Source organism: Pantoea alhagi, from assembly GCF_002101395.1.
Lineage (GTDB): Bacteria > Pseudomonadota > Gammaproteobacteria > Enterobacterales > Enterobacteriaceae > Mixta > Mixta alhagi.
Map to the genome: position 1 here is coordinate 3,462,626 of NZ_CP019706.1, position 13,636 is coordinate 3,476,261.

The 13,636-nt window shown below is 53.2% G+C and carries 14 protein-coding genes; 7 read left to right on the forward strand and 7 right to left on the reverse strand.

Going from position 1 to position 13,636, the window contains the following annotated elements; translation table 11 throughout:
• Together minD and minC are read right to left on the reverse strand one after the other, a co-directional pair.
• Nucleotides 1-813 carry a septum site-determining protein MinD gene (gene minD, locus B1H58_RS16360; protein WP_085071523.1) on the reverse strand — a complete coding sequence of 271 codons (813 nt, stop codon included), beginning with the start codon at nucleotides 811-813 and terminating at the stop codon, nucleotides 1-3.
• A gap of 31 nt (nucleotides 814-844) precedes the next feature.
• A complete protein-coding gene (gene minC, locus B1H58_RS16365; RefSeq protein WP_085071524.1) occupies nucleotides 845-1,543 on the reverse strand; it encodes a septum site-determining protein MinC in 699 nt (232 codons plus the stop codon).
• 160 nt (nucleotides 1,544-1,703) lie between these two features.
• On the opposite strand from minC, the gene B1H58_RS16370 reads away from it, so the two are divergent.
• The 4 genes from B1H58_RS16370 to B1H58_RS16385 all read left to right on the forward strand — a co-directional run bounded on the left by B1H58_RS16370 (nucleotide 1,704) and on the right by B1H58_RS16385 (nucleotide 4,373).
• The gene (locus B1H58_RS16370; protein ID WP_085071525.1) at nucleotides 1,704-1,979 is read left to right on the forward strand and encodes a YcgL domain-containing protein; all 276 of its coding nucleotides are present in this window, start codon (nucleotides 1,704-1,706) and stop codon (nucleotides 1,977-1,979) included.
• A gap of 85 nt (nucleotides 1,980-2,064) precedes the next feature.
• The gene (locus tag B1H58_RS16375; protein ID WP_085071526.1) at nucleotides 2,065-3,159 is read left to right on the forward strand and encodes a lytic murein transglycosylase; all 1,095 of its coding nucleotides are present in this window, start codon (nucleotides 2,065-2,067) and stop codon (nucleotides 3,157-3,159) included.
• A 47-nt stretch (nucleotides 3,160-3,206) separates the two neighbouring features.
• Nucleotides 3,207-3,866, forward strand: coding sequence for a fumarylacetoacetate hydrolase family protein (locus B1H58_RS16380; protein WP_085071527.1), 660 nt, complete (start codon nucleotides 3,207-3,209; stop codon nucleotides 3,864-3,866).
• A 60-nt stretch (nucleotides 3,867-3,926) separates the two neighbouring features.
• Nucleotides 3,927-4,373 carry a YcgN family cysteine cluster protein gene (locus B1H58_RS16385; protein WP_085071528.1) on the forward strand — a complete coding sequence of 149 codons (447 nt, stop codon included), beginning with the start codon at nucleotides 3,927-3,929 and terminating at the stop codon, nucleotides 4,371-4,373.
• A gap of 16 nt (nucleotides 4,374-4,389) precedes the next feature.
• Here the strand turns inward: B1H58_RS16385 and dsbB are convergent, their stop codons facing one another.
• Nucleotides 4,390-4,920 (reverse strand): disulfide bond formation protein DsbB, encoded by a 531-nt coding sequence (gene dsbB / locus B1H58_RS16390; protein ID WP_085071529.1) that lies wholly within the window; start codon nucleotides 4,918-4,920, stop codon nucleotides 4,390-4,392.
• 128 nt (nucleotides 4,921-5,048) lie between these two features.
• Nucleotides 5,049-6,593 (reverse strand): sodium/proton antiporter NhaB, encoded by a 1,545-nt coding sequence (nhaB, locus tag B1H58_RS16395; protein ID WP_085071530.1) that lies wholly within the window; start codon nucleotides 6,591-6,593, stop codon nucleotides 5,049-5,051.
• A 214-nt stretch (nucleotides 6,594-6,807) separates the two neighbouring features.
• Here nhaB and fadR point away from each other — a divergent pair, with 214 nt between their 5' ends.
• Nucleotides 6,808-7,524, forward strand: a complete 717-nt coding sequence (gene fadR / locus B1H58_RS16400) for a fatty acid metabolism transcriptional regulator FadR (RefSeq protein ID WP_085071531.1) — start codon at nucleotides 6,808-6,810, stop codon at nucleotides 7,522-7,524.
• Nucleotides 7,525-7,582: 58 nt separating this feature from the next.
• Here the strand turns inward: fadR and B1H58_RS16405 are convergent, their stop codons facing one another.
• Nucleotides 7,583-9,118 (reverse strand): SpoVR family protein, encoded by a 1,536-nt coding sequence (locus B1H58_RS16405; protein ID WP_085071532.1) that lies wholly within the window; start codon nucleotides 9,116-9,118, stop codon nucleotides 7,583-7,585.
• A 505-nt stretch (nucleotides 9,119-9,623) separates the two neighbouring features.
• Between B1H58_RS16405 and B1H58_RS16415 the strand changes: the two genes are divergently transcribed.
• Together B1H58_RS16415 and dadX are read left to right on the forward strand one after the other, a co-directional pair.
• A complete protein-coding gene (locus B1H58_RS16415) occupies nucleotides 9,624-10,928 on the forward strand; it encodes a D-amino acid dehydrogenase (RefSeq protein ID WP_085071534.1) in 1,305 nt (434 codons plus the stop codon).
• 19 nt (nucleotides 10,929-10,947) lie between these two features.
• On the forward strand, nucleotides 10,948-12,018 hold the full coding sequence (dadX, locus tag B1H58_RS16420; protein WP_085071535.1) for a catabolic alanine racemase DadX: 1,071 nt from the start codon (nucleotides 10,948-10,950) through the stop codon (nucleotides 12,016-12,018).
• Between the two features lies 1 nt (nucleotide 12,019).
• On the opposite strand, the gene B1H58_RS16425 is transcribed toward dadX, so the two are convergent.
• Both B1H58_RS16425 and B1H58_RS16430 read right to left on the reverse strand, forming a co-directional pair.
• Nucleotides 12,020-13,210 carry a multidrug effflux MFS transporter gene (locus B1H58_RS16425; RefSeq protein WP_085071536.1) on the reverse strand — a complete coding sequence of 397 codons (1,191 nt, stop codon included), beginning with the start codon at nucleotides 13,208-13,210 and terminating at the stop codon, nucleotides 12,020-12,022.
• Between the two features lie 114 nt (nucleotides 13,211-13,324).
• Nucleotides 13,325-13,558: a DUF1480 family protein gene (locus tag B1H58_RS16430; RefSeq protein ID WP_085071537.1), complete on the reverse strand. Its 234-nt coding sequence runs from the start codon at nucleotides 13,556-13,558 to the stop codon at nucleotides 13,325-13,327.
• Between the last annotated feature and the right edge of the window lie 78 nt (nucleotides 13,559-13,636).

Here is a 13,636-nt window from a genome sequence, read left to right on the forward strand (position 1 = left end):
TTATCCCCCGAACAGGCGTTTCAGGAATCCCTTCTTCTCTTCTTCAATGAAGCGGAAGGGGCGTTCTTCACCGAGTAACCGCTCAACGGTATCGGCATAGGCTTTGCCCGCATCGGATTCAGTATCCAGAATCACGGGTTCGCCCTGGTTGGAAGCGCGCAGTACCGACTGATCTTCCGGGATTACGCCAACCAGCGGAATACGCAGAATCTCCAGCACATCTTCCATACTCAGCATATCGCCGCGGCTAACGCGACCTGGATTATAACGCGTCAGCAGCAGGTGCTCTTTTACCGGCTCCTGGCCGTTTTCAGCACGGCGTGATTTGGATGCGATAATGCCCAGAATACGATCGGAGTCACGCACCGAAGAGACTTCCGGGTTGGTGGTGATAATAGCTTCATCGGCAAAATAGAGTGCCATCAGCGCGCCGGTCTCAATACCTGCCGGCGAATCACACAGTACGAAGTCAAACTCCATCTTATCCAGTTCGTTCAGCACTTTCTCAACGCCTTCGCGCGTCAGTGCATCTTTATCTCGCGTTTGGGAAGCAGGCAGGATATAGAGGTTTTCTGTACGTTTGTCTTTAATCAGTGCCTGATTCAGCGTGGCATCGCCCTGGATAACGTTGACGAAATCATAAACCACGCGCCTTTCACAGCCCATAATCAGATCGAGATTACGCAGACCGATATCAAAATCGATCACCACGGTTTTCTTCCCTTTCTGTGCCAGACCGGTAGCAATGGCCGCGCTTGACGTGGTCTTGCCAACGCCCCCTTTGCCGGATGTAACTACAATAATGCGTGCCATATATAAGAATTCCTTATAAATAAAAAGGGGCCTAATTCAATGTCTGTATTGTCAGCGCGCCATCTTTTAGGCTAAGGCGCGCTGCTTTTGCAAAATATTCCGCCGGAATTTGATCCATAATCCAGTACTCACCCGCTATGGAAACCAGCTCCGCAGATAAACTGGTACAAAATATCTGGCATTCACGATCGCCACCGGCGCCCGCCAACGCGCGTCCGCGCATCATGCCATAAATATGAATATTGCCATCGGCAACCAGTTCAGCACCGGCGCTTACGCTATTCGTCACAATCAGATCGGTATTACGCGCATAAATTTGTTGCCCGGAGCGAACCGGCGTGGTGACCACACGCGTTTTAACCAGAGTGCTTTCCGGCGCCGCTACCGCAACCGAGTCTACCGGTTCAGAATTTTTTTTCTGTTCTTTGCCTTCGGACAGGATGGGCAGGCCAGCGCGTGCGATCATGCGCTTAAGCGACTCATCTTTACAGCCGCTGACGCCTACAATGCGTAACCCCGTCGAAGCGATAGCCTGCTGCATCTGTTTCCAGTTAACGTCACCGTTCAGAGAGGCTACATTCAAAACCACGGGCGCATTTTTGAGAAAGGCAGGCGCCTGGTCAATTTTGTCCTGAAGCGCCTGACGAACCACATCGGGATGCGTGTGGTGTAAATGAACAACAGACAGAGTAAAACTACTGCCTTTAAACTCGATTGGCGTTTGCGACATCTGTCCTGGCTCAGTCCTGTTATGTCTAAACCCGACTAAATTATGCCTGATTTAGCCAGCGCGTAATCAAGGCGGGACATTATTCCTAACTACTGCAAGCATGTTATAGTTACTGTTATATTCAGGCAAGTCACCACCCCGCTTAATTCGAGTAAAAAATATGTTTTGTGTGATCTACAGAAGTCCTCAACGCGATCAGACTTATCTTTACGTTGAAAAAAAAGACGACTTTTCCCGTGTGCCGGAAGAGCTGCTGCGTGGTTTTGGCAAACCGCAGCTGGCAATGGTGTTACCCCTTGAACGCACTAAGAAACTGGCGAATGCGGATATTGAAAAAGTAAAGCTGGCACTGCACGAGCAGGGTTATTATTTGCAGCTGCCGCCACCGGTAGAAGATCTGCTGAAAATACATTTAGGAAAAAACGATCCGGTTTAATTCAGATTCATCTGTAAATAATAAATTGGCGAATAATTCCTCAATTTATTTCCGGCGATTTTCAATTGATTAATAAGGAACTGATATGAAGCTAAATGCTCTGAGCGCGACGTTACTGACAATAATGTTAGCGGGATGCGCCAGTAAAAATAGCGTCTCGTCAGCGCCTGAAACCACGGGGGCTGCCGCGCCGACGCCTGCCGCCAAAAGCGGCGGCTTTCTGACGCCACCGACGGGTAAAACCACCCTGGCACAGCAGGGGCGCGATCCTGCGGAGTTCCCCGCTTACGTTGAGCAGCTGAAAGCGCAGGCGCGCCAGCAGGGCATCAGTGAGCAAACCGTAAACAGCGCTTTCGCTAACGTGCATTTTGTTGACCGGGTGATTAAATCCGACCGTAATCAGCCCGAGCAGAAAATTACGCTGGATGATTATCTGGCGCGGGTCATTACCCCTAAAAAGATTGAGCAGGGCCGCAGTCTTTATCAGCAATATCAGAACGAGCTGACAAGCGTAAGCCAGCAATATGGCGTAGCGCCGCAATATATTGTGGCGCTGTGGGGAATGGAGAGTAACTTTGGGCGGCTTCAGGGCCGCGAAGATATTATCTCTGCGCTCGCCACGCTGGCTTTTGAAGGGCGGCGCGAAGCCTTCTTCACTAAGGAGCTGATCGCCGCGCTGAAGATGATCCAGCAGGGTCATATCAGCGCGCCGGAAATGAAAGGCTCCTGGGCGGGTGCGATGGGACAGAATCAGTTTATGCCCAGCTCTTATCTGAACTATGGTGCGGACGGCGACGGCGACGGAAAAATTGATATCTGGCATAACCAGCGCGATGTGTTTGCCTCCACGGCTAACTATCTGGCTAAAGAAGGCTGGAATTCTGGCGAAAGCTGGGGACGCGAAGTGATCCTGCCGGTCGATTTTGCCCCTCAGCTGGCGGGTCTGAAGACACCCCAGGCCAAAACGGTGGCCGAATGGGAAAAACTGGGCGTGCGGCTGAGTAGCAGCGATAATTTGCCGGATACCGGGCAGCGCGGCTGGATTATACTGCCGGACGACGTGGGCGGACGCGCCTTCCTGGTGTATGACAACTTCCGTACCATAATGCGCTGGAATCGATCATATTATTTCGCTATCAGCATCGGCAAAATGGCGGATGCGGTAGCACAAGCACAGTAGGCTAGCGGCGCCGGCCTGGCGCTGTCACTCTCAGCAAGGGGAAAAGCATGTATCAACATCGTAACTGGCAGGGCGCGCTGTTAGATTTTCCAGTCAGCAAAGTGGTTTGTGTCGGCAGCAATTACGCTAAGCACATTAAAGAGATGGGCAGCGCGACGCCGCAGGAGCCGGTGATTTTTATCAAGCCTGAGACGGCGCTGTGCGATCTGCGACAGCCGCTCTCGATTCCACGCGACATGGGGGCGGTGCATCATGAGGTGGAAATGGCGATCCTGATCGGCTCCACCCTGAAACAGGCCAGCGAAGCGCATGTCGGTCAGGCTATCGCGGGTTACGGCGTCGCCCTTGATTTGACGCTGCGTGATATTCAGGCTGGCCTGAAAAAAGCCGGACAGCCGTGGGAAAAGGCCAAGGGATTCGATAATTCCTGTCCGCTTTCCGGCTTTATTCCTGTTAATCAATTCACCGGCGATCCGCAGCAGTGCGAACTTAAGCTGGTGGTTAATGGTGAAGTGCGCCAGCAGGGCAGCACCGCCGATATGATCACGCCCATCCTGCCGCTGATTGCCTATATGAGCAAATATTTTACCCTGCGCGCGGGCGATGTAATTTTGACCGGCACCCCGGAAGGCGTGGGGCCACTGCATGCAGGGGACCAGCTGGAAGTCTCGCTGGCGGGCCACGGCGTGAGCACGCGCGTGCTGTGATGCTTGCATCTGACCGCTGAACTGTTTATAAGGTGCGCTTTTGCTTAACCGGACATCACAATGACTGAGACCCCTTTCTGGCAGGAAAAGAGCCTGGAACAAATGACTGATGAGGAATGGGAATCCTTGTGCGATGGTTGTGGCCAGTGCTGCCTTAATAAATTGCAGGACGCCGATACGGATGAAATCTATTTCACCAACGTGGCCTGCAACCAGCTTAATATCAAAACCTGTCAGTGCCGTAACTATGAGCGCCGCTTCGAATATGAAGAAGACTGTATCAAGCTGACGCGTGACAATCTGCCTACCTTCTCCTGGTTGCCAGCCAGCTGCGCCTACCGTCTGTTGGCGGAAGGAAAAACGCTACCGGTCTGGCACCCTTTACGCAGTGGCTCAAGTGCCGCAATGCATGCGGCACGGATTTCGGTGCGTCATATCGCGGTGCGTGAGAGCGAAGTCAGGGACTGGGAAGATCACATTATTAACCGGCCGGAATGGAAAGGCTGATCCAGCCGGTCAATGCTTAACGGGAAAAGAGATCGCGACGCCGGGGTTTGAACGGCTGCGCGATCAATACCAGCAGCGCTACCAGCAGATAAGCAGCAAAAATAATCATTAGCCATTGTGGCATACTCAGCGTCAGGAAAGACCAGACGCGTTCTGAGCAGTCGCCCGTGGCAACAAACACTGACGGCAGCCATTTATCCAGCGGTAGCCAGCCGGGAAAACGGGCGGCGAAATCACAGGTTGTAAACGGATTAGGATGCAGTTGCAGCATCGTATGCTGATAGGAGAGACGCAATCCCTCCCAGGCGCTGTAGAGCCAGATCAGCAGCGCCGCATAGCGCAGCGGCGTTTTTGGCGCGATCGCGCCAACCAGCCCGGCACCCATCACGCCAAACAGCGCGCAGCGCTCATAAATACACATCACGCAGGGTTTCAGCATCATAACGTGTTGAAACCACAGCGCGACCATTTCCAGCGCAAAAGCAGTCAGCGCCAGCAGCAGCCAGGCGCCACGTCCTTTTGAGCATTGGTTCAGGTATCGCAACATAAATCATTCCCTGTCATTAGCGTTGAACCGGCAGTGTAAAGCAAATAAACATCGCTGCCAGCCAGGGCAGCGAAAAAACAGAATTAAAAATGACGTAAGATCATTTTGTTCCCGATTTTTACCGGGCGCTATGATGCAAGTGGCGGCAGCCAGCCATGCGCCATCATCCATAATGTCATCGGCTCCAGCGCATACATAATGCAGAGCAGCCCCACCAGCGACAGTACAAAGGTATAGGGCAGTGCCATCCATACCATGCGCCCGTAAGAGAGGCGAATCAGCGGTGCCAGCGCGGAGGTCAGCATAAACAGAAACGCAGCCTGACCGTTAGGCGTGGCGACAGAGGGCAGATTGGTGCCGGTATTGGTCGCAACCGCCAGCAGTTCAAACTGCTGCAGGCTAATCTCACCGCGGGTAAAGGCGTTTTTCGCTTCATTAATGTAAACCGTGCCGACAAACACGTTATCTGATATAGAAGACAGCACCCCATTGAACACATAAAACCAGGTCAGCTGCATATTGGCTTCTGCCTGCAAAACAAAATGGATCAGCGGGCTAAAGAGATCCTGTTGCACGATAACCGCGACAATAGCGAAAAACACCGTCAGCAGCGCGGTAAAGGGCAGCGCTTCTGAAAACGCCCGACCAATAACGTGCTCATCGGTCACCCCACACAGCGAGGTGGCGAGAATGATCACCGACAAACCAATCAGGCCCACTTCCGCCAGGTGCAGCGCTAGCGCAACGATCAACCAAACGGCGATGGCACCCTGGATCCACAAATTAAGGCGATCCTGACGGGTACGCTTTTTCCGGGACTGAAGATCGTAATTCATCAGGATCTCGCGCACTTTTTCCGGTAGCGGTTCGCCATAGCCAAACAGGCGGAAGCGCTCCAGCAGCATGCAGGTGATCAGGCCGCAAATCAGTACTGGTACCGTCACCGGCGCCATACGCAAAAAGAATTCAATAAAGTCCCAGTCGGCGGCTTTAGCGATAATCAGGTTCTGTGGCTCACCTACCATGGTCATTACGCCGCCTAAGGCGGTACCGACGCCAGCCTGCATCATCAGGCTGCGCAGAAACGAGCGGAACTTTTCCAGCGTTTCGCGACGTGCCTCGTGATTGATATCCCCGGATTCGGCATGCTCATCTCCCTCCGATAACACGCGGTGATAGATATCGTAAAAGCCGGCGGCAACGCTCAGCACCACGGCGACCACCGTCAGGGCGTCGAGAAAGGCGGAGAGGAACGCGGCGGCCAGGCAAAACGCCAGGCCCAGCACCATCTTCGAACGGATGGTCAGCAGCAGGCGGGTAAACACAAACAGCAACAGCTGGCGCATAAAATGGATGCCAGCCACCATAAAGATCAGCAGCAGCAGCACCTCAAGGTTATTCGCCAGTTCTTCTTTCACCTGTTCCGCACTGGCCATGCCAATGATAATCGCCTCCAGCGCCAGCAGGCCGCCGGGCAGCAGAGGATAGCATTTTAACGCCATCGCAAGGGTAAAAATGAACTCTGCCACCAGCAACCAGCCGGCAAGAAACGGGCTAACAAAGAAAAACAGCAGCGGATTAACAACCAAAAATCCCAGCAGCGTTAGCTTATACCAGTCGGGAGATTGCCCAAGAAAATTGCGCGTAAAGGCGCGCCCGGTGGAAATATCCATGTGTATCGTTATCCTCATACAGGACCAAGAAAATTTTCAGATTCAAAGGGTAAACGTCGCCAGCGAGTGAGGCAATGCACATTCGGTTAAAGCGGCTCAATTCGTCATTTTTTGCGCTGGATTCAGGTTTTAAACGAAGCGAGGCTAGGTGATGCCTGGGCCCTCTGGTATGATGAGTGGCATATTGCCTAATGAAAAAGCAACGAGAAATGCTATGGTTATAAAGGCGCAGAGCCCGGCCGGGTTCGCGGAAGAGTATATCATTGAAAGTATCTGGAACAGTCGCTTCCCCCCTGGATCTATCCTGCCTGCCGAACGCGAGCTTTCTGAGCTGATTGGCGTAACGCGTACCACGCTGCGAGAAGTGCTTCAGCGTCTGGCGCGCGATGGCTGGCTGACCATTCAGCACGGCAAGCCGACGCGGGTAAATGATTTCTGGGAAACTTCCGGTCTGAATATTCTTGAAACGCTGGCGCGTCTCGATCACGACAGCGTACCGCAACTGATGGATAACGTGCTCTCCGTGCGTACTAACGTTTCCTCCATCTTTATCCGTCGCGCTATCCGTCACTTTCCTGAACAGGCGCGTGAGGTGCTGAAAGCGGCTGAAGGCGTCGAGGATCAGGCGGATGCCTATACCGAGCTGGATTATCGTATTTTTCGCGGGCTGGCTTTTGCCTCCGGTAATCCGATTTACGGCTTGATTCTTAACGGGCTGAAAGGGCTCTATACCCGCGTGGGACGTCACTATTTTTCCAATCCCGAAGCGCGTACCTTAGCGCAGCGTTTTTATCAACAGCTGCTCTCTTTTTGCGATGGCACCGAGCCGGAAAACATCGTTACCGCAGTACGTGAATATGGTCGTCGCAGTGGGGAAATCTGGCACAGCATGCAAAAATCGATGCCGGATGATGAGCTCCATCGTCGCTGAGGAGTATTGACCCGTCTGAGTAATAACAGGGCCGGATTCGCCTCCGGCCCTGAGGGTTTTATAAAGTGTTAGGACGCGGCGGGCAGCGATCCAGTATCTCAACGCTGCCATCTTCATTCTGCTGTTCCAGATGAACCTCAAATCCCCACAAACGATGCACATGCTTTAACACTTCGCGTCGGCTCTTGTCCAGCGGAGAGCGCTGATGCGGCACATAGCGCAGCGTCAGCGAGCGATCGCCGCGTAAATCAACGTTATAGACCTGAATGTTAGGTTCCAGGTTGCTCAGGTTATACTGCGCGGAAAGCTGCTGACGGATTGCGCGATAGCCCGTTTCATCATGAATCGCGGCAATTTCCAGATAATTGTTCCGATCGTCATCCAGTACGGTGAACAGACGGAAATCACGCATCACTTTCGGCGAAAGGAACTGACTGATAAAGCTTTCATCTTTAAATTCCCGCATGGCGAAATGCAGCGTTTCCAGCCAGTCCGAACCGGCCATATTCGGGAACCAGTAGCGATCCTCTTCGGTGGGCGACTGGCAGATGCGTTTAATATCCTGGAACATAGCAAAGCCCAGCGCATAAGGGTTGATTCCGTTATACCAGGGGCTGTTATAGGCGGGCTGGAACACCACATTCGTATGGCTGTGGAGGAACTCCAGCATAAAGCGCTCTGTTACCTTACCCTCATCGTACAGATGATTCAGGATGGTATAGTGCCAGAAGGTCGCCCAGCCTTCGTTCATCACCTGCGTCTGTTTCTGCGGATAAAAATACTGACTTACCTTACGCACAATACGCAGGACTTCACGCTGCCAGGGCTCCAGCAGCGGTGCATTTTTTTCCATAAAATAGAGCAAGTTTTCCTGCGGTTCAGAAGGGAAACGTACTTTCTCAGCATGCACTTCTTCTTTTTCGCGACGCGGTAGGGTACGCCACAGCGTATTAACCTGGCTTTGCAGGTACTCTTCGCGGCTTTTCTGCCGCGCTTTCTCTTCCTGTAATGAGATTTTTTGCGGACGCTTATAGCGATCGACACCGTAATTCATTAGCGCATGGCAGGAGTCGAGCAGACGTTCTACTTCCTCCACGCCATAACGCTCTTCACACTCGGCGATGTAATTTTTCGCAAACAGCAGGTAATCAATGATTGAGCCAGCATCGGTCCAGCTGCGGAACAGGTAGTTATTTTTAAAGAATGAGTTATGACCATAGCAGGCGTGAGCGATAACCAGCGCCTGCATGGTGATGGTGTTCTCTTCCATCAGGTAGGCGATGCAGGGGTTAGAGTTAATCACGATTTCATAAGCCAGCCCCTGCTGACCATGTTTATAGCGCTGCTCGGTTTCGATGAATTTTTTACCAAAAGACCAGTGCGCATAGTTGATGGGCATACCGACGCTGGAGTAGGCATCCATCATCTGTTCAGAGGTAATGACTTCAATTTGATGCGGATAGGTATCCAGACGGTACTGTTTCGCGACGCGATCGATTTCCGCCAGGTAGGTATCAAGTAGCTCAAAGGTCCAGTCGGGTCCGTCACTGAGTCGTTTGCTGTCCTTAACCGGATCGTCAAATAATGTCGCCATAGCGCACCCCTCGTTGGTGAATCCCATTGGGCAAAGCGTTGCCGCAAGGATTCCTGTTGTTTAAGGCTCATCCTGAATAAGAAGGCCCAAAGAACTGAGCGAACACTCTAATGATAGTTCACTGTTTTCCATCTGAAACCGGAATGCAACCTGAAACTGCAATACAAAATAAAGCGCCAATTAAAAACGAAATTTTAAATAACGAATAATGCGAATTAATGCCTGTTAATTAGTATAAAATGCTGTTTATTCTGTTTTTGTATGACCCATATTAAATCTGCTGGCGACAGGCCAGTTTACCGGGTTAATCCTCACTTGCTGCTGCGATAACTTTAAAAATAATATTTTCCACTGAAATTTAGTCAGCATCTTGTTTTTACTCAGCGCTAAGGTAAAAAAGATGTGAAATATGTCACCGCTATGTTGATGGGGATCCGGCAAAATTATCATCCATAGGGTTGGCTAAGAGTTAGTGGATTGTTCTATCGGGGTTGCTGGGGGAATTATGCGAGTTGTCATTCTGGGAAGTGGAGTTGTCGGCGTCGCCAGCGCCTGGTATCTGGCTCAGGCGGGTCATGATGTTACGGTTATCGATCGTCAGCCGGGTCCGGCGCAGGAGACCAGCGCTGCCAATGCCGGGCAGATTTCTCCTGGCTATGCAGCCCCCTGGGCTGCGCCGGGCGTACCGTTAAAAGCGATAAAATGGATGTTTCAGCGGCATGCTCCTCTGGCAATCCGTCTTGATGGCAGCCGCTTCCAGCTGCAATGGATGTGGCAGATGCTGCGTAACTGCGATATGCGTCACTATCAGGAGAATAAAAGCCGGATGGTGCGCATTGCGGAATACAGCCGCGACTGTATGAAAGCACTGCGGGAACAAACCGGAATCAACTATGAGGGCCGTCAGGGCGGTACGCTGCAGCTGTTTCGTACCGCGCAACAGTATGAAAGCGCCAGCAAAGATATTGCCGTACTGAAAGAGGCCGGCGTGCCTTATGAACTGCTGGAGGCGCACCAGCTGGCGCGTGTGGAACCGGCACTCGCCTCCACCCATCATAAGCTGACCGGCGGGCTGCGCTTGCCCAATGACGAAACCGGCGACTGTCAGCTTTTTACCCAGCGGCTGGCGCAGATGGCGGCAGAGGCCGGCGTAACATTTCGCTTTAATACGCCAGTGGATGGCCTGCTGCGTGAAGACAATCGCATTGTCGGCGTGAAATGCGGCGCAGAGATTGTTACCGCAGACAGCTATGTTGTTGCCTTCGGATCCTGGTCCACCGCGCTGCTTGCGGATATCGTTTCTATTCCGGTTTATCCTTTAAAAGGCTATTCATTAACCATTCCAATTCGCGATGAGGCCGGTGCGCCAGTTTCCACCGTTCTGGACGAAACCTATAAAGTGGCCATTACCCGTTTTGACCAGCGCATTCGCGTTGGCGGAATGGCGGAAATTGTTGGCTTTAATACGCAGCTGTTGCCCGCCCGGCGTGAGACGCTGGAAATGGTGGTACGTGACCTTTATCCCAACGGCGGCAATATTGAACAGGCCAGCTTCTGGACCGGTCTGCGTCCAATGACGCCGGACGGCACGCCGATTGTTGGGCCTACGCCGTTAAAAAATCTTTACCTTAATACCGGACACGGCACGCTCGGATGGACGATGGCATGCGGTTCAGGACAGCTGCTTTCTGATATTATCTCCGGAAAAAAACCGGCGATAGCTGCAGATGATCTTTCTGTAATGCGTTATCTGCCTGGTTATTCACCGGTAACGCCCCCGCAACTGCATAACGCAAACGTTGCACGTTAACGAGTATCAAGGAGAGGTTATGTCACGTCCGATTGTCGCAACCATTCATAGCGCTGCGCTGCGACAAAATCTGGAAATTGTGCGCCGCGCTGCGCCGGGATCCCGTGTCTGGTCTGTGGTCAAAGCGAACGGCTATGGTCATGGCCTCAGTCGCATCTGGCAGCATCTGAGCGATACGGATGGCTTTGCGCTGTTAAATCTGCAAGAGGCGATTCTGCTGCGTGAGCAGGGCTGGAAAAAACCGATTCTGCTGCTGGAGGGCTTTTTCCATAGCGATGAGCTTGAATTGCTGGACCGCTATCGTTTGACGACCAGCGTTCACAGCAACTGGCAAATCCAGGCGCTGGCGAAAGCGCAGCTTAGCGCGCCGCTCGACATTTATGTCAAAGTAAACAGCGGCATGAACCGGCTGGGCTTTATGCCTGAACAGGTGCATAAGGTATGGCAAAAACTGCGTGCACTGGAGAATGTCGGAGAGATGACCCTGATGACCCATTTCGCCGAGGCGGAAAAAGAAGAGGGCATTCTTGAACCCATGAAGCAGGTTGAGCTGGCGGCAGAAGGGCTTAACTGCCCGCGTTCGCTGGCTAATTCAGCGGCGACGCTCTGGCATCCGGAAGCGCATTTTGACTGGGTGCGGCCCGGAATTATCCTTTATGGCGCTTCACCAGGCGGTCACTGGCAGGATATTGCCGGAACCGGCCTCAGGCCCGCGATGACACTGAGCAGCGAAATTATCGGCATCCAGCATCTGCGCCCTGGCGCTGGCGTGGGTTACGGCTATCGTTATCATGCAGTTGCGGAGCAGCGCATTGGGGTTGTGGCCTGCGGCTACGCGGATGGCTATCCTCGTCATGCGCCAAACGGTACGCCGGTAGTCATTGACGGCGTGCGCACCACCACCATCGGCGCGATATCGATGGATATGCTCACTGTGGATTTAACGCCTTGTCCGCAGGCCGGAATTGGCTCCAAAGTAGAGTTGTGGGGCGAACAGGTGAAAATCGACGAGGTGGCAAGCAGTGCCGGTACCGTTGGCTATGAGCTAATGTGCGCCGTCGCACCGCGGGTACCGGTTGAAGTCTTATAGTTTACAGCGCGGTCAGCGAGCCGCGCATTTTTTTACTGCAGCGCCATGCCAGAAACGTGAGCGCTGCGCCTGCCAGCATCATCAGCGCCAGCGCATCTTTTTCCGTCAGCGGTAACGCCATCATCAGCAGTCCAGCCGAAGAACCGCCCGCCATCTGGATAAATCCTGCCAGCGCGGAAGCGACGCCTGCCTGCTGCTGATAAGGCTCCAGCGCATAGCTGGTGGCCGGGCCTACGGTAAAGGCCAGGCCCGCTACAGAGATGGCAACAGGCAGCATATAGAGCGCCCAGTGGGTTTGCATCGTGACGGGAAACAGCTGCTCACCTGCAAACAGCATCAGCGCGCCCAGCAGCATCGCCAGCGTTCCCAGCGCCAGACAAACCGGACGTCCAACTTTGCGGATCATTTTATTGACCAGTATGCTCACCAGCATAATCCAGAAGCCGTTTGCGCCGAAGGCGATAGAGAACTGAAGCGCGCTAAGACCGCCTACAGTCATAAGCACATGCGGTGCCAGCGAAACGTACGTTAACACCATCCCCAGCGCGCCTGCGTTGGCAAAGGCAAAAGCGAGAAAACGCGGCTGGCGCAAAATGGCACCATATTGACGCAGCGGCAGACCTTTCACTTTGCGTGTGTCGGCAGGGCGCGTCTCTGGTAACAGAAACGCAATCAGCACACCGATCGCCAGCGCATAGCAGACCAGGAACCAGAAGGGCGCTCGCCAGCCGAAGGCTTCGGCCAGAAAACCGCCCAGCATGGGGGCCAGCGCCGGCACGATATTAAGCGCGCCGTTAAGAAAGCCATAGGCACGCGCTGCTTCATCACCCGACAACCGATCGCGTACGCCGCTAAAAGCAACCACGGCGGTACAACAAACGGCGCAGCCCTGAATCAGACGCGCCAGCAGAAACATAGGCCAGTTTACTGCGCAGGCCGCGAGCGCGCTGCCGCAGACATAGAGCAGCAGACCTGCCATGGCGACAGGCTTACGGCCAAAGTTATCTACCAGCGGCCCGGCGATAATTTGCCCCAGCCCCATAACCAGCAGAAAGATGGGGATAGTGGTTTGCACCGTTGAGACCGGCGTTGACAAACCCAGGGCAATGTCCGGTAGCGTCGGCAAATAGAGATCGATGCCAAGGGGCGCTAACAGCACCAGGCTAAGCAACAACAAGGTAAATTTTTGCATCAGGGAAGTTGTTATCCGATATTTTTGAGCTGCACAGCGTAGAGAGATGTGACGAAAAAGAAAAGGGAAAAGTAACAAAATCAGGAGCAGCCGGGCTGCTGCTCCTTTAACTTATCAGGCAGGTTTTTTTAAAACCCAGCGATCCTGCTGTTTATCATAGTGACCGATCTCCAGATCCACCGGCTGTCCGTCAATCCACGCGGGAACGCTGGTTTCTTCATCCCAGCCGTCAAGCTGGTAGCTGAGCCCGGGATTGGTTTGACAGGGGATGCTGATGGTATCAGCCAGTTCAGCATCCATATCTGCATCAATAATCTCGTAGCGACCAATTTTGACTACATGACCCATGGGTTATTTCCCTCCAGGAAAGACGTGAACTATAAGCTTAGTCGCTCTGGCGGGAAATTCGAGGCCGTCAGGCCAGGA